The 17,975-nt window shown below is 45.2% G+C and carries 9 protein-coding genes; all 9 read left to right on the top strand.

Annotation, left to right across the window (positions count from 1 at the left end):
• Positions 1-64: 64 nt before the first annotated feature.
• On the top strand, positions 65-4,414 hold the full coding sequence (locus F6K52_RS15985) for a hypothetical protein (protein ID WP_293079258.1): 4,350 nt from the start codon (positions 65-67) through the stop codon (positions 4,412-4,414).
• Between the two features lie 122 nt (positions 4,415-4,536).
• Positions 4,537-7,077 carry a phage tail protein gene (locus F6K52_RS15980; RefSeq protein ID WP_293079256.1) on the top strand — a complete coding sequence of 847 codons (2,541 nt, stop codon included), beginning with the start codon at positions 4,537-4,539 and terminating at the stop codon, positions 7,075-7,077.
• A gap of 40 nt (positions 7,078-7,117) precedes the next feature.
• Positions 7,118-11,644, top strand: coding sequence for a DUF6519 domain-containing protein (locus tag F6K52_RS15975; protein ID WP_293079254.1), 4,527 nt, complete (start codon positions 7,118-7,120; stop codon positions 11,642-11,644).
• 317 nt (positions 11,645-11,961) lie between these two features.
• Entirely contained in the window at positions 11,962-12,180 is a 219-nt protein-coding gene (locus F6K52_RS15970; RefSeq protein WP_293079252.1) for a hypothetical protein, read from the top strand.
• Between the two features lie 218 nt (positions 12,181-12,398).
• Complete coding sequence (locus F6K52_RS15965; protein WP_293079250.1) at positions 12,399-14,804, top strand: phage tail sheath C-terminal domain-containing protein; 2,406 nt, start codon at positions 12,399-12,401, stop codon at positions 14,802-14,804.
• 60 nt (positions 14,805-14,864) lie between these two features.
• Positions 14,865-15,050, top strand: coding sequence for a hypothetical protein (locus F6K52_RS15960; protein WP_293079248.1), 186 nt, complete (start codon positions 14,865-14,867; stop codon positions 15,048-15,050).
• Positions 15,051-15,068: 18 nt separating this feature from the next.
• Positions 15,069-16,679 (top strand): phage tail sheath C-terminal domain-containing protein, encoded by a 1,611-nt coding sequence (locus F6K52_RS15955; protein WP_293079246.1) that lies wholly within the window; start codon positions 15,069-15,071, stop codon positions 16,677-16,679.
• 10 nt (positions 16,680-16,689) lie between these two features.
• Positions 16,690-17,214, top strand: coding sequence for a phage tail protein (locus tag F6K52_RS15950; RefSeq protein ID WP_293079244.1), 525 nt, complete (start codon positions 16,690-16,692; stop codon positions 17,212-17,214).
• Positions 17,215-17,650: 436 nt separating this feature from the next.
• Positions 17,651-17,971 carry a hypothetical protein gene (locus tag F6K52_RS15945; RefSeq protein WP_293079242.1) on the top strand — a complete coding sequence of 107 codons (321 nt, stop codon included), beginning with the start codon at positions 17,651-17,653 and terminating at the stop codon, positions 17,969-17,971.
• Positions 17,972-17,975: the final 4 nt, after the last annotated feature.

The raw sequence follows: 17,975 nt of genomic DNA, 5'->3' as shown, positions 1-17,975 counted from the left end.
TGAGTTAGATAAAGTAGTCCCAGGACTGGAAGAAGAGCGGAAAATTATTATAAGTGGCAAGCAAATGCGAGCTCAAATCCCTCCCATGGGAGGGGTTGTCCGCCAGTCGTTGTTGAGTGACAAAACTTGGGCAAATTTGACTCAACTGTGGACGTATACTGATGTTAATGATTTGTTAATTGACCAGGAAGCCGATAGGGAAACCCTATTTGCTGGAACAGCAACAGGAGTCTTGCATCTGGAACTGGGAAGCGATGAGTGGTTGGACAGGAAAAGTATTGACCCTTCCCAACAGAGTATTCAAGTTCTAGAGTGCTACTCAGACAGTGGCTCCCACTACATCTTGGCAGGGACAGCAGCCGGAGTATTCCGATATGATGGCAGATTCTGGCAATCACTGAATAATAAGAGCTTGACCAATACCAATGTGGTTGCTCTGACTAGCTATGTAGAAGATGAAATCCGTATCATCTTAGCAGGGACAGCAACCGGAGTATTTCGACATGATGGCACTAGTTGGAGTCCTCTGAATGATGGCTTGGCAAATACTGATGTCCGTGACCTGACCAACTATTTGGAAAATGGCTCCTGCATCATCTTGGCAGGGACAGCAACCGGAGTATTTCGACATGATGGCACTAGCTGGAGCGAGCTCACTGGCTTGACAAATCCTAATGTCCGTGCTGTAGAAAGTTATGAAAAAAATGGCTCCCCGATCATTTTAGCGGGAACAGATGGGGGAGTCTTTCAACATGATAGCACTAACTGGAGCGAGCTAGCTGGCTTGACAAATCGTGATGTCCATGATGTAGAGACCTATGAAGAAAGTGGTTCCCGCATCATCTTAGCGGGCACAGCAGGGGGAGTCTTTAAATATGATGGCAGTAACTGGAGCCCTCTGAATGATGGCTTGACAAATACTGATGTCCGTGATGTAGAGAGCTATGAAGAAAGTGGCTCCCCCATCATCTTGGCGGGCACAGCAGCTGGAGTCTTTAAACATGATGGCAGTAACTGGACCGAGCTAGCTGACTTGACAAATACTGATGTCCGTGCTGTAGAGAGCTATGAAGAAAGTGGCTCCCCCATGATAGTGGCAGGGACAGTAGGAGGAGTGTCTGAAAATGATGGCACTAGCTGGAGCGAACTTACGACTGATTTGCCTACAAGCATCGGGGCATTGGAAAGTTACGAACGCAATGGTATTTTCTACATCTTCGCAGGAACAGAAGAAGGTCTATTTCGCCGAGAACACAATGGTATTAGTTGGGATTTAGATGCTGATTTAGGAGCTCGTAATGTCCAAGATTTGGAGATTTATGCAGAAAAAAGCGATCGCTATCTGTTAGCCGGGACAAACACAGGGGTATTTCGTCTAAATCTGGATCGAGGGGATGGGGAATGGGAAAATATTACCTATGACTTGACAAAGACTGATGTTCGTGCTCTGACAACTTATATAGAAAATGGAGTACGTACACTATTTGTGGGGACTACCGAGGGAGATATCTTTAGCTTAAAGTCCGATTCCCAATCCTGGATTAAATTTGATAATAACGTTCCCAATAAAGAAGCTATAACAGCTCTGGCGACTTATGAATTATGGGGCGGACGCTATTTGTGGGCAGGGACAAATTTAGGAGTATTTCGCCTCAAGCTGGGAGAGAATGCCTGGGAGGATTTTAATACTGACTTGCCCAATAAACAGGTTGAAGCTCTAGATATTTATCAAGATAGTGGCGATATCTCCCTGTTGGCTGGCACCAGAGAAGGCATATTTGGTCGGGATCTGACAGATTTAACCGCTAGCTGGAATAAGTTTTCTGATAGCTGGGAAAATGGTGAAAAAGAAGTCAGGGTTCTGAAAACTTACCAGTACAATGACACACGCTATCTATTGATAGCAATCGGAACAGGAGACATATTGAGTCGAGACTTTGGTGGGAATAGCTGGCATAAACTTGATGATGAAGGATTGACAAATACAGATGTTCGCAGCCTGACGATCGATATTCAAGGTAATTATAAATACCTGTTAGCAGGAACAGCAGGGGGTATATTTCGCCAGGAACTGAACCAACAGCAGAGATGGGAACGGTTTGATAATGGCTTGACAAATACCGATGTAAACGTGCTGGAGATATACGAACAAAACGGTTCTCGCTACATCTTGGCGGGAACCGCAGAAAATGTATGTCGCCGCAATCTGGATGATCCTGACCAGACTTGGCATCACTTATCCAGGGGATGGATAAATCGCGAAGTCCGCGACATCAAGACTTATACAAAAAATCGTAAGTGTTATATCTTTGCAGGGACATCTGATGGAGTATTTTCCTTGACGTTTAATAATAGCGAGGATGACACCCAAAGCTGGATTTCCCTGAATAATGAGGATAGTAACAATAGCTTGCCTGATAAAGATGTGCGCGCCCTCGATCTTAAAACACAAGATAAGAGGCTTTACATGTTCGTGGGGACAAAATCCGGTGTATTTAGAAGTTTTTTAAATGTAGAGCAAGAAGATCAGGCAGAGGATTTAAGTTCAAAGCTAAACTCTCTGGAATATTTGCCAAATTCAGACCTAGAAGAGCTAGAAAAGTCGTTGGTAGAATTCCTTTATCAAGTCTCGTCAGCTCTCGGTGCTTTTTCAGGGCAATTAAATCCGGTTTTAGCTTCTCAAACTTATCAGCAGACTATAAACATTACTACAAAACCGAAGGTTTCGGGTTGGGAGCACGAAAATAGGGCTTTAACCAACAACAATGTCTATAGCTTAGGTTTAGATACCCAGGATAATGTAACTTGGCTATTTGCAGGGACTAAAGGTGGTAATATCTATCGTCGTGCTATCTTCCAGGAAGATAGTCAGTGGATCCAAATGCGACAAGCCCTAGCTAATGATGTCCGGGCGATCGCCATTAGTAAGCAAGGTCAAGTATTTATTGGCACACGCAACCACTGTATTTTGAAAGGCACCGAAAGTATAGAATCAACAGCAATACTGCCTGGAGACTCTCTGTCTATCCAACAGCGTCAGGAACTCACGGAAGATAATACCTTAAACGCAATGCCTTCAGAGCAGGTTGTGATGCCAGGTAGTTTAGTGCGCTGGAATCTGATCGATCAACTTGGGTTTAAGGGGGAGATAACCACAAAACCAGGGGAAATCCTTCTGGAGGCTGCAACCGAAGCTGACAAAATTATCAGTGAGGTTGCTTCCTTAAAGGATGTAATCCAAGGACAGCAGCGCACAGTGATTAAGCTAGTTGAACCCCTCCTGAATACCTACGATCGCACCACAGTGACCATCAACGCCAATGTTGCTTTGGTTACCCACGGGGAAACCGTTGCTGATGAAGTGCTCGGTAGCGGTGATGGGGCGAAGATGAACCAGGAATTTCTCCTGAAAAATCCACCCTTAACCTATGTTTCGGCAGATACAGCTACCGGTAGCGAAAGCACCCTGAGCGTGCGTGTGGATGGTTTACTGTGGAAAGAAGTTACCTCCCTTTATGAGTTAACATCCCCAGAACAGCGGTATATGACACGGATAGACGATGATGGCAAAACCCGTGTGATCTTTGGGGATGGCTACAAAGGGGCACGACCGACAACTGGGGAGGAAAATATCACTGCTACCTATCGTACAGGTATTGGTCCTGATGGTGAAGTCGCAGCTAACACAATCTCTTTAGTACAAAGCGCACCGTTAGGTGTGGTGGAGGCAACTAATCCCCAAGCTGCAACGGGTGCAGCACCACCAGAAACTAGGGACGAAGCACGGCAAAATGCTCCCCTGAAAACGCGGTCTTTGGATCGGATTATTTCTTTGCAAGATTACGAGTACTTTATCGGTGGCTTCTCTAGTATTGGGAAGGTTATTGCTACTCAGTTGCAAATGACGGCAAATTATGGTATGGTACAAGCAACGATAGCTGGTCGCAATGGCGCACCAGTTGAACCTGACTCAAATCTTTACGCTCAAATTAAACAAGCTGTTGAAGACGTAAGGGATCCCACTCTCAGCTTAGGTGGTGGTCCGGCATCTCAGTTCAGCCTTGACAGTTACCAGGGTCTATTGTTCAATATTAAGGCGAATCTCTGGATTAACTGGCAATATGTGGCTGATACTGTAATGAGTGATGTAAAAAAGGTGCTTAAGGAGGCATTTGCTTTTGAAAAGCGTGCCTTTGCTCAGAATGTAACTGCTGCAGAGATCCTCCAGTTAATTCAGTCAATTCAAGGGGTTGATGGTGTAGACTTGGATGCCCTTTACTTAGATGGCTACGATCAAAAGTTCAACCAATTCCTAGAAGCAAAACCAGCTTCTTGGAATGGTCTTGAGGTGGAACCGGCTCAACTGCTATTACTCAATCCGGTCTCAGGCAGTATTGAGTTAGAGATACGATAACGAATCACCATTAAAACTTCATGAAACCCTTGATTAATAAGGGTTTTTGTTTTGTCTAGCCAGCCCAACTTAAGTTCAAAACCTCAACGTTTTGGATAACCATAGCTAAGAAATCGTTAACGGTGACGGAAAACATGGTGAGGGAGAAACTATACGAGCTATTACCAGCTATCTATCGTCGGAAAGATTTCTTTTCAGGCGAACCCCTGCGAGCCTTGCTGGCGATCGTCGAGCAAGAACTGGGCATCCTCGAAGCCGATATCAATAACCTCTACGAAAACTGGTTCATTGAAACCTGCGATCAATGGGTATTGCCCTACATTGCTGAATTGGTAGGGATTCAAGACTTAAATGACCCGGAAAAGATTTTACCCGTTCAGCGCAGTCGCATTGGTAATGCGATTCGCTATCGCAGGCATAAAGGGACTCCCAGAACCCTAGAGCTAGCCATTGAGAATACCACGGGGTGGACAGTGCGGGTCGTGGAAATGTTCAACTACGTCCTCACCACTCAGTATATCCAAAGAGTCCGCCTGCAGTCCGCTGCCACGTTTGCTCTGACTCAAAGTACGGCAATGGTGGCGATGCAGGATTTATTTGACAGTAATGCTCATACCTTAGATATCCGTGCTTTTGATGGCAATCAAATCAGATACAACCTTAAAAGTCTCAGTCTATTTATTTGGAGACTACAAAGCTATCCAATAAAACGCTCTACCCCATGCTATAGGCCAGAATTACCCATCAAGGCGGTAGATATTAGGCGTTGGGATACCAGGGATGACACCAGCAAATATGAATTTGAACAGGCGGTTTTTGGCTTTAATACATCCCCTAGCCAGCGCAAACATACCGTGCAGGTGAGTCCAAGAGTGATCAGCAATAGGAATGGCTATTACAGGCACAAGCTCAAGAAAAAATCTAAACCTGACTGGCCAGTAATCAACCAAACCGGTTGCTATACCTTTCACCCCTTGGGTTACGATATGCCTTTGTTCAATCAGCCAAAAAGTAGAGAAAATCAGAATCTATGGGCTCATGAATTGGACAGTCTTGAACTTCCAATCCCAATCAGTCATAAGGCCTTTGAGGAAGATTTAAGACCTTTCCAAACGTCTACTCCCGAGGAGGAAACTGATGAAAAATTCATTAAAGTTTTCCGATTAGGTGATGACGACGATTATATCTATCCTAATGATTGGGTGGAGCAGCAGACGGAAAATACGACTTACAGTCTATTAAAAATGGCAAAAGACTATCGCAAGTCCGTTGACCTCAAAGAAGTGCCAGCGCCAGAGGTAGATCGCTCAGAACCAGAACTCAATAGCGAGTACTATTACGGAGCTGCGCGCAGCCTGGTGATATATATAAAGCGTGGAAAAAATCAAGGGGCAGAATATCCAGCCATACCACCAGAAAAGATTATTGCCCAACGATTAACCAATTGGGAAGAACCGCCACCCGGTAAAATCGCCGTAGACGTGGAATTGGGTCGGCTAATGTTCGCCAGTGGCGAGGATCCGGGTTGGGATAATTTAGAAGTTAACTTCAGCTATGGCTTTAGTGCTAATATGGGAGGCGGTCCTTATAATCGGAGTCAAACTCTGGTTCAGGATGCAGAAACAATTCGGTGGGTAGCCAGAAAAATGCCTCCAGAGGCTACCGAAAACTGGTATACATCGCTGTCCGAAGCCATCGCCGCTTGGAAGGCAAGCGGCGAGTCCCACAACACGATCAGGATAATGGACAATCAAGCGCACTTTACGGCGCGCACCCTTACAGCACCTGTAGTTGACGATACGTTGCTGATCGAACTCGGTCCGTGCGATCGCTTGACAATCGAAGCAGGAAATGGTTACCGACCAACGATAAGTCCTTTGGGAGGGGATCTGATCGTGAGCGGTGCTGAGGGGTCAACGTTACGGCTAAATGGTGTGCTTTGTGGCGGTAAAGTCATCGTCGCAGGGAAGGCGCAACTAGAAGTAGACCACTGTACGATTCGACCCAAGCGATCTCCTGACCAACACCAAGAAACTCTTGTGGGCATTAGCGAAGTCTCTGGGGAGACCAACGTGACAATCTCTAATAGTATTGTTGGGCAGGTAAATTTGCCCATTGAAAGTGGAGCGTTGGCACTGCGCGATAGTATAATCGATGGGGCCGGATCGGCAGCAATCCGGTCGTTGGGAAGACACCATGGACTCGTGACAAAAATCGAGCGCTCGACAATTTTTGGGGGAGTATATATAGAAGAAATGGAGTTGGGTTCGGAAACAATCTTTATGGAACCCGTAAAAGCCGAAAAACAAGGAAGTGGCGGTCTGCGGTATAGCTACGCCCCAGTGGGTTACCAAATCTCAGCACAGCCACCAACAGAAGAAGAAAATTATTATTACTCTACACCAGAACGATATGAGTGCCAGCCAAAGACTTTGGAGAATTCAGAACTACAGCCCAGTTTTACATCCCAGCAGTACGGTCAACCGACTTATGCTCAGTTAAGCCTCAGTTGCCCTCAAGAAATTCAAAAGGGGGCAGAAAATAATACTGAAATGGGGGCGTTCAATAATTTGCAGAGACCGCAACAAGAGGCAAATTTAGCAGCAAGTTTGGATGAATACTTGCGCTTGGGCATGGAAGTCAGCACAGTTTATAAAAATTAACCAAAAAAATTAACAAAAAATAACACGCGAGGTTAAACAGATGAAAGGGGATTTTACTCGTTGGACATTTGATGCCAGCAACCGTTACAGCAGTGTTCGCCTACAGCAAGGTCGGGTATTGTTAGATGCGGACTGGAACGAACAGCTAGATATAATTGCTTACAGAGAACAGATCGCGAACAAGGAGATTATTGGACTCCATGGAGTGCCAGATCTCAATAGTTTTGCTATTGATTTTGAAATAGAAAACCCAAGTAATATTAAGCTGAGTGAAGGACGATGTTATGTAGAGGGTGTCCTCTGTGAAAATCCTCAAGAGGACTATAAGCTTGATATACTAACAGTCCCGGGTATATTAGAAAAAGACGGAACAACTGCCAATCCAGGGGATTACCTAGTCTATTTAGAGGTATGGCAGCATCACATTACAACTATAGAAGACCAAAACCTGCTAGAGCCAGCCCTGGGGGGACCCGATACGACCACTCGCACCCAGACTTACTGGCAGTTAAAGGCACAAGAATTGACCGACAAGGGACAATGGCGGGACGAGTGGAAAACCTTACTGACTGAGAACCAGCAGAAAGGGAAACTCAAGGTAAAGAGTGGAACAGCGTTGCCCAACGATCTTTACAGGGTAGAAATACATGAAGTTGCGGACGACAATGTAGAGGATACTACGTTTAAGTGGGCCAGAAACAATGCTTCCATGGCCGCAAAAGTGACAAAAATTGAGACCTTTAAGATTACAGTTTTAAAAAATAATCAAATCCAATTTACAGAGGAACAGGGTAAAGAGTGGTGGATAGAAATTACAGACGAAGAACGTGTAAAAGCAGGTGAACCAGGATTCTTTCTAAAAGTAGATCATGTAGGGGAAAGTAATGATGGACTGATCCTAACTATAAATCAAAATACTTGGGATCAGGAAGAAATAAATCAGTTAAACCCTGACGAAAAAATCACAACTGTACGGATTTGGGAAACAAATGTAAGAGAGATAAAATTCCTCTCTGAGGAAGAAATTAATCAAGATTTTATAGAACTGGAAAAAGGGCTACAAGTCAAGTTTGTTCATACAGTAGATGAAAAATACAGGACCGGAGATTATTGGTTAATCCCAACCCGCTCTCAACAAGAAGTTGTGTGGCCAGCAGACGACAAAGAACCAGACGGGATTGTATATCACTACTGTCCATTGGCGATTGTCAATTATCAGAATATTCCCAATTCTCTATGGACAGTGCTTCAGGATTGCCGGGAAATTTTCCCAGCTCTGACAGAGATGGCGCGGGAAACGGGATTATATAACGGGGTTGTACCAAAAGGAAGGAAGTTATCAATTGGGGTACATAGCTACAATGATGCCCGCCGTGATCAAGAAACAGAACCATTCCATACTGATGACCAGCTCGAGATTCAAGGTGGAAAGCAACTCACTTTGAATGTGGGCTATTGGAAGGATGAACTGGAAGAAAAAGCACCAGATCCCGTCGATCAGGCCATCAGCTTCAGCATCTGTGAACAAGAGGTGATGCGTCTGACCAAAGACAATCTGACGATAACTGGTAGTAAAGACCTGATTGTAGAAGGGACAAGTTGGCTCAAGGGTGTTGTAGCGATCGGAACAGAACCTCCCGACGAGACAATTGGGTTGCTGGTAAATCCAGACTTAACTAATGACGATACTAATAATGAACTCATCGGTCAGAAGTTGGCACCGAAGTTGACAGCTTATGCTGATAACAACACTCTCACAGCTTTGGATATTGATCCCACATTTAATAATAATGGTAAGACCAATGTTTCACACTATGGGTTGAAAGTTCAAAACGGCGAAGTATTAATTGGTCACGAGCAACAAGACCTATCAAACAAACAGGATTTATGCACAGGGGTATATTTCCGACCGGAAGTGACAGCGACAAAGCATAAACAGAAGTTAGCGGCCTTATATATAAACCCAAACTTTAATGAGAACGGTCAAAGTCCGGTGTACAAGTTTGGGTTGATGATAGAAAAAGGTAAAGTTGGCATTGGCCGTGAAACTCGAACACGAGATGAAGAACACGACAAACACCGGATCGGGGTAGACTTACGACCGGAAGTGGATGCCAGGGACTCGAACGACAAGCTAGTCGGATTGTACATTAAGCCTGATTTTAAGGATACATGTAGTTGCGGAATAACAGAAGCAGCCCAGTATGGGTTGATAGTAGAAGAGGGGCGTGTCGCCTTTGGACCAAAGTTAACTGTTAACGGAAACCAAGAGTATTTAGTAGATATTGGAAAAGATCCAAATGATCCTGATGATCTTACAAAAGCACGCTTGAAAGTGGCGGGAGATCTGGAGGTTTACGGTAAGGTAACCTACCATGCAGAGAAAGGAGCCCCAGGTAATGTGGAACTGGGTCAGCAAAATCAAGATAAGTTAAAGATTCATGGAAAACTGAAAACCAAGCATACCTCTGGCAAACTAAAGGTTATTAGCCCCTTGGAAGTCGAGCTAGACGGAGATAATAACCAAGATTTTCTGTCACTGTTTGCTGCCACACAAAGTGAGCCTGTTAATGGCAGGATAGTTTGGAAAAAGGGCATAGTAACACAGGAGGGGATAGACGAGGAAGCCGAAGATGATGAAGACACAAAATACAAAGAAGAGGCTCAAGAAGCAGCAGCTATTTATTCTGTAGTAGAAGGAGACGGTACAAGTACTTCATCAGGGGAGTTAAGATTTAGCACAGGTCAGGACGGGACGTTAGCGGATTGGGTGGTCATTAAACCAGATGGTAATGTAGGCATCGGTACTGATGACCCAGGAGACAATCAACTCAAAGTTACTGGAACTACTGACTTACAAACTTTGGTTGTAAATACTAGTTTACAAGTAAATCAAGGTGCCGATACCGATGTATATTCACTGAACCTCACAGGTGTTTGGAGTAGAACTCAACCGACTTTGACAATTCCCAATGGAAATGTATGTATTGGGGCGACTGAAATTCCCAGGGAAAAAGTTGTAAATAATAAGCAACCAAAGTTGTATGTAAAAGGGGCAGCAAACGAATTAGTCAGTTTTGATACAAACTTGAGCGTTCTTGGTTCTACAGATCTAGAAACGCTGACGGTAACACCAGAACTAGTTGCTACAGAAAATAACGAAATCCTGGTAGCGGCAAGAATTGAGCCAAGTTTCGATGCAGCTACTTACCAAAATGTAAAGACGTTGGGACTGCAGGTAGTTAAGGGGGATGTAGACCTCGACGATGGCCATCTAAACATAAAATTAGGACAATTAGTTTTCGGGACACCCGCAGCCTCAACATCCGATAAGTTGAGAGTGACAGGGGGTTCTACCCTCTTAGAAGGTAATCTGCAAGTCGGTAAAAATACTATTGCTCTGAAGGTAAATCAAGCAAATCAAGAAGTCGGCATCGGAGGAGACTCCCAAAGTGGTTACAAGTTAGCCGTTACCGGTGCTACTAAATTAACAGGCAAGCTAGAAGTAGCACCAAGTTTGACCGGTACTAGCAATGCCACGAAAATCACACCAACTTTGACAAGTTCAGCAAATAATGACGTCCTAGCAGCGCTGAGAATTAATCCAACTTTCAGCGGTGGTCATACAGGTCTTAAGAAGTTGGGACTGGTTGTCGAGCAAGGGGATGTGGTTGTTAAGAGTGGCAATCTGACTGTAGAAACGGGCAATGTGGCGATCGGGTCCGCGACGATAGATCCAGACCACGCATTATCTGTAACAGGTGGTTCGACAATCGACATCCTGACAGTGACAGGTGAAAGCACCCTCACCAGTAATTTGTCAGTACTGGAAGATGTGGAGATCGCAGGGAACACGAACTTAGAGGGTGCTTTAACAGTAGATGGAAGTGTTGGTATTGGCACAACAGAAGCTCCGCAAGCAAAGCTGCAAGTAAGCGGTGGAGCGATAATGCCTGCTGTTGGGAACACAGAGAACTCTGGTATATTATTTCCAAAAGATCCTGGAACGAACGAGGGCCACGGCGATGCAGCATGGATACGATACTACGTCAGAGAGCAGGCTGAAAACACTACCTTTGAGATTGGAACCTCTAATGACTCTAACGATCATATTGTTTTGCAGACTAGCGGTGCTGTCGGGATTGGGAAAGTGCCAGGAGAGGGAGGACAATCTCCTGTAACTAACCTCAAACTAGACGTTAATGGCAAAATACTCGCTGAGAATGTGGAGTTATCAAGCGATGCAACGTTAAAAGAAAATGTTAAGCCCCTAAAAAACGGGCTTAAAAAGATCCTAGGTTTGCGGGGAGTGAGCTACCAATGGAAAGATGAGCAAAAAGCTAGCCAAGAAACACAAATTGGACTGGTAGCCCAAGAGGTAGAAGAGGTGTTCCCAGAACTAGTAAGCACTGATTCCCAGGGGATGAAGTCTCTGAGTTATTCTAAGCTTATTGCCCCTCTCATAGAAGCTATTAAGGAGCAAAACAAGAAAATTTTGGAACTGGCCAAGCAAGTTAAACAGCAGCAAACTAAAATCACACAGTTGCAGGCTCTCAATAAGGAGTAATTACATCATTTCCCAGATTAGCCCCCTAGGGCGTGTTTTAAAAGTTTTCCGCAAGATTATGATCCCCCCCAGCCCCCCTTAATAAGGGGGGAGCCATACTCGCTCGTCCCCCACCCCCCTAGGGCGTGTTTTAAAAGTTTTCCGCAAGATTATGATCCCCCCCAGCCCCCCTTAATAAGGGGGGAGCCATACTCGCTCGTCCCCCTTTTTTAAGGGGGATAATGGGGGATCTCCGAGGCAAGAAGACATGCCCTAGCCCCCCAAATTTGGGGGATTTAGGGGGCTTGACCAAAACCAAACGTTAGTAGCTACAAACCATGAAAGAGAAATTAGAACAGCGTCTCCAATCCCTCAAAGCTGAATTTGATGCAGGTCAAAAACTCCTGGCTGAGTATGAAACCAAGCAAATGAATCTGCGAGAAACCTTACTGCGCATCAGCGGTGCTATTCAGGTTATTGAGGAAGAGTTGAATCAGTTCACAGAAGCGGAAAATGACGGTCAGCCAGTGGAAAGTGAGGTGGTTGTTGACAGTTGACCGTAAGCATATGCGCTACGCGCACGCTGCGCGAACAGCCGTCAGCTATCAGCTATCAGCTAATGGGCTACACCCACGCTACCTAACACAGATAAAATGAATGCTTAAGAAGTTGATTCAAAAGCTGAAAGCTGAATACTGAAAGCTGAATGCTGAATGCTTACGCAGTTATCTCAAGAGCAATTAATCACCAGAAGAACAAAAAAGGAGTATAAACAATGCCAGTAACACCAACTTATCCTGGAGTTTATGTAGAAGAAATTCCTTCGGGGGTACGGACGATAACAGGTGTAGCCACTTCAATTACAGCCTTTATCGGTCGAGCACAAAAAGGAGCCACCAATGATCCCATCCTAATCAACAGCTACGGAGAATACGAGCGCATATTTGGCGGGTTGTGGAATGAGAGTACCATGGGTTTCGCGGTACGGGATTTCTACACAAATGGCGGGAGTCAGGCAGTAATTGTTCGACTGTTCAATCCTGGAGAAATGCAAGCTACAGATACAAACGGAGTCTTCGAAACAGTAAGTGCGATTAAAACTGAAGCTGACAGCGATACCACAGATAATAAAGAGGATGGCATTACAGAGGCAAAAAACCATTTAGATATTACACCTCCTCCAGCAGTAAGTGATCCTAACAATTGGCCAGAGCAAAGCACAGGGGAAGGAAAGATAGCCAAAGACTTTGCCATCGAGATGTATAACTCTAATGTCTGGGCAGCAGTAGATGACATTAAAAATGCAGGGAATGAAGCCGCTGGCATTACAGCGGCAAAACGCCATTTGGATAATAAAACTCCTCCACCAGGAGGCGAACCTAAAACTTGGCCATACCAAAATACAGAGCGAGGACAGACAGCTAAAAAAATTGCCATCGAACTCCATAAATTACAGGACGTAATTCCAGTAGTAAACGATATTAAAGATACAGAAAACAAAGACGATGGTATTGAAGCTGCACAAACTCATTTAGATACTCAACCTGAGCAGCTAAGCAACGATCCTAACACTTGGCCAGAGCAAACTACAGTGCCAGGAAAGATAGCCAAAGAGATTGCGATAAATATCTATAGTTTATCCGATGAATTAACCGTTGAGCAGTACCAAGAAGAAGTCGATAAAATTATTGGTAATGTGCTCGAAAGCCATGGATTAATTAATATTGTTTCAGCAGAAGACTATGAAGGAAGAGTCGATATAATTGTTACTTCACTCAAGATTGATGTGTCAGATGAGAAGTATACAAAAGAAATCGATCAAATAGTTGCTGACTTGCAGATCAGGCAGAAGGCACAATTATCAGTAGGAACAGATAATGAACTGTTCCTGGAAGCAGCAAACGAGGGGTCTTGGGGCAACGAATTGCGGGCTCGGGTTGACTATGAGGGACTAGAAGACGGCAGTGCATTGTTCAATCTATCCGTAAGGGATGGAGGGACCGGAGAAGTCGAAACGTTCCAGAATCTATCTGTTGACGAAAGCGAAACGCGATACATTAAGAAGGTACTGGAAAAAGATTCACAATTAGTACGGGTAATTGGGATATTGCCTGGTGCTAGACCAGAGCAGAATGCTAGCACATGGGAAGAGATAGAGGATCAAATTGACGAAGGCTCCCGAGAAGAAGAAAAGAAGAAATTTAAGGCGGAAGGAGTGTGGTACGAACTGTGTTCAAATGGGGTGCAACCAATAGACCGTGCAGGAAATGGCGACCCCCTGGAAAGTAATAACTTTACTGAAGGAGAAGGCGACAAAACAGGAATTTATGCTCTGGAAAAGGCCGACTTGTTTAACTTGCTCTGCATCCCACCCTACAAAGAGGCCGCTGATGGACTAGATGTTGAAACAGGGGTAATTGATCAAGCGATCGCCTATTGCCAGAAACGCCGGGCTATGATGATTATCGACTCTCCTAGCGGTTGGAAGAAGAAGGAAGACGCAAAATCAGGAATTAAGAATCAGGTGGGGTCTACCAGTGAAAATGCAGCCATTTTCTTCCCGCGCCTCGTGATGCCTAACCCTCTCAAAGAAAATCAAATAGAAGTATTTGCCGCCTGTGGGGCTGTGGCAGGAATCTTCGCTCGCACCGATGGTACCAGGGGTGTATGGAAGGCCCCAGCCGGTTTGGAAGCCGTCTTAAAAGGAGTTATAGGTCTCAGCGTCCCCCTGACAGACCCCGAAAATGGAGAGTTGAACCCTCTGGGAATTAACTGCTTGCGGAATAGACCGCCAGCGGGTAAAATAGTGTGGGGTTCGCGAACCAGAGTGGGAGACGACATGCTAGCCTCAGAATGGAAATACATTCCGGTACGGCGACTCGCATTGTACCTAGAAGAAACCTTGTATCGCAATACCAAGTGGGCCGTATTTGAACCGAACGACGAACCCCTGTGGTCTCAACTTCGATTAAGCATCGGCTCGTTTATGCAAAATCTCTTCAAGCAAGGGGCATTCCAAGGCAGCTCCCCCAAAGACGCTTACTTTGTCAAGTGTGACAAGGAAACCACAACCCAGTATGATATCGATCGGGGGATAGTTAATATCATGATCGGGTTTGCACCCTTGAAGCCAGCAGAATTTGTGATTCTGAAATTCCAACAGATAGCAGGACAATCATAATAAAATTGTTAATTGCTAATTGATGGATTGGCGTTGCTTAATAATGGAATAATTTTAAGAGTGAGTTGGAATAGGTATCTGGCCTTGGAATGGGCATCAGGCGTGGAACGGGCATCTTGCCTGTTACAATTTTCGAGCGGGCAGGATGCCCACTCTACTCATGGGGGCATCCTGCCCACTCTACTCCTATTAATTCAAAGATTTAGCAACGCCAGGGAACTGCCGACCAAAGAAAAAAATAACTAAGGGAAAAAGGAGAGAGAAATGCCAGTAACACCAACCTATCCTGGGGTCTATATAGAAGAAATACCCTCAGGAGTCCGCACGATAACAGGCGTAGCCACTTCAATCACAGCCTTTATCGGTAGGGCATTACGGGGACCGACCGATGAGCCAATACTAATTAATAACTACGGAGAATACGAGCGCATATTTGGCGGATTGTGGAATCACAGTACCATGAGTTTCGCGGTGCGGGATTTCTACACTAATGGTGGAAGTCAGGCGGTGATTGTTCGACTTTACAAACAAAAAGATTTAGAGCAGGAAAAAGCCACCTTGAAGGCAGGTCAAGACGATGGCAGTGCAGTTGATTTAGAAGCTGCAAACCCGGGAGTATGGGGAAACAAGCTGCGGGCCAGGGTTGACAGGAATTTTCCCAAAAGCATTACGGATGAGGGCACACACGAAACCGATAAATTGTTCAATCTCTATATAAGAGACGGAGAGACAGAGGAAGTAGAAACATTCCTGAATGTCTCGGCGAAGTACGGTCACCCTCGACAAGTAGATAAGGTACTAGAACATAGTTCAAACCTAGTGCGTTACCATGGAACAGTTACAGCAGATCTACCTATTCCAACGCCAAATGATCAAGATTTGAACGAAGAAGATTTGAAAAAAGATTTGTGGAGCGATACTCGCTCAAATAAGGTAGCTGACGATCACCAAGGCTCAGATGGAGATGCGATCACACAAGAGGAATTCACTGGTACAGGAAAGGAAGGAGACAAAGAGGGACTTTATGCCCTAGAGAATACGGACTTGTTTAACTTGCTGTGCATCCCACCCTTTGTACCAGGTGGGGATATAACTTCAAGTCTAATTGACGACGCTTTGGGATATTGCCTGAAGCGCCGCGCCATGATGATTATCGACTCTCCTAGTAGTTGGGATAGTAAGGATGATGCGAAAACAGGGATTGATGAGTCAAGTCAAGTCGGGTCAGTCAGTACCAATGGAGCCATCTTCTTCCCGCGCCTCATGATGCCCAACCCCCTCAAAGAGAATCAAATAGAAGAATTTGCCCCTTGCGGGGCTATAGCAGGAGTATTTGCCCGCACGGATGCCAGCCGGGGAGTTTGGAAAGCACCAGCGGGTTTGGAAGCCGTCTTAAAAGGAGTTATAGGTCTCAGCGTCCCCCTGACCGATCCTGAAAATGGGGAGTTGAACCCTAAAGGGATTAACTGCTTGCGAGTGATGCCACCAGCAGGTCGAATCGTCTGGGGTTCGCGCACCAGGGTAGGAGACGATATGCTGGCTTCGGAATGGAAATACATCCCCGTGCGCCGACTAGCATTATACCTGGAAGAAACCTTGTATCGCAATACCCAATGGGCTGTATTTGAACCCAATGACGAACCCCTGTGGTCTCAACTGCGATTGAATATCGGCGCGTTTATGCAAAATCTCTTCAAGCAAGGAGCATTTCAAGGCAGTTCCCCCAAGGACGCTTACTTTGTCAAGTGTGACAAGGAAACAACGACTCAGTACGATATAGACCGGGGGATTGTCAACATCCTAATTGGATTTGCCCCCCTCAAGCCCGCAGAATTTGTAATACTCAAGTTCCAACAAATAGCAGGACAATCTTAAGGAGGAAACCATGGCTCAATTTTCAGTAAATGCAGAACGATTTGACCCCTATAAAAACTTCAAATTCCGGGTCAAATGGGATGGGAACTACGTAGCGGGAGTTAGTAAAGTTGGTGCCTTAAGTCGGAGCACCGAAGTGATAGAACATCGCACAGGGGGAGACGCCAGCAGTTCCCGATTATCCCCAGGACAAACTAAGTACGAAGCAATTACATTAGAACGGGGGGTAACCCACGACCCAGCCTTTGAACAATGGGCTAATAAGGTCTGGAACTACGGCTCGGGTTTGGGATCCGAAGTGTCCTTGAAAGACTTCCGCAAGGATATCATTATCGAGGTGATGAACGAAGCCGGACAAGTAGCGATCGCTTATAAAGTATATCGCTGCTGGGTATCGGAATTCCAAGCATTACCAGAGTTGGATGCAAGCGGCAACGAAATCGCAATCCAGAGCATTCAACTCCAAAATGAAGGATGGGAACGTGACTATGACGTGACGGAACCGACAGAACCCAGTTTCACTGAACCGGCATAGATATAGCGCTACGCGCAAAGGCAAGAGGCAAGAGGAACCCACCCCTAACCCCTCCCAGGAGGGGAAGGCAAAAGTTGACGTGCATTAGCTTTTGCTGCTTTTATCAATGTCAAACACCTTAATGCGTAGTCCTATAAAAGGAAGGCTGATGGGCAAAAAGAATCGGATTAAAAATTAGTAGACCTCTGGCAAAAATAAATATGAAATCAAAATCTATCCCTTTTATCTTTTGCCTTTTGCATGCATGCCTTTTGCCTTATAATCACCAAGGTTGATGAGACTTATAAAAGAGGTCTAGTGTAGTCCAATGCGACCACTAACAGCAAATGAGCTAATACGTTGTTGGGAAATAGGACAGAGTCAACATCCCCTGGACAGGGCGTTGACTCTTTTGAGTTTTGCTTGTCCGGAAAAGCCGAGGGCCACACTGGCTACTATGAGTATCGGACAGCGGGACGCTTATTTATTAACCCTACGAGAAATCACCTTCGGGGAGCAAATGAATAGTTGGGTAAACTGTCCCGAATGTAGCGAACGGTTAGAGTTTACCATGAAAACATCCCAGATGCGCTTGGTAGAACTGCGGGAACCAAAAGCAGAAAAGTATATAATCAACGTCGGGGAGTGGGAGTTGCACTATAGATTACCGAATAGTTGGGACTTAGCTGGAATAGTGGGAAGCAAAGATGATGAGAAAGCGGCGAGACACCTGAGACAAAACTGTTTGGTGGGAGCAAGCCGATGGGGACAAAAGTAGAACG

The organism is Moorena sp. SIO3H5 (assembly GCF_010692395.1).
Taxonomy (GTDB): domain Bacteria; phylum Cyanobacteriota; class Cyanobacteriia; order Cyanobacteriales; family Coleofasciculaceae; genus Moorena.
The sequence above is the reverse complement of the archived record's forward strand: the minus strand, read 5'-3'. Positions and strand labels throughout refer to the sequence as shown.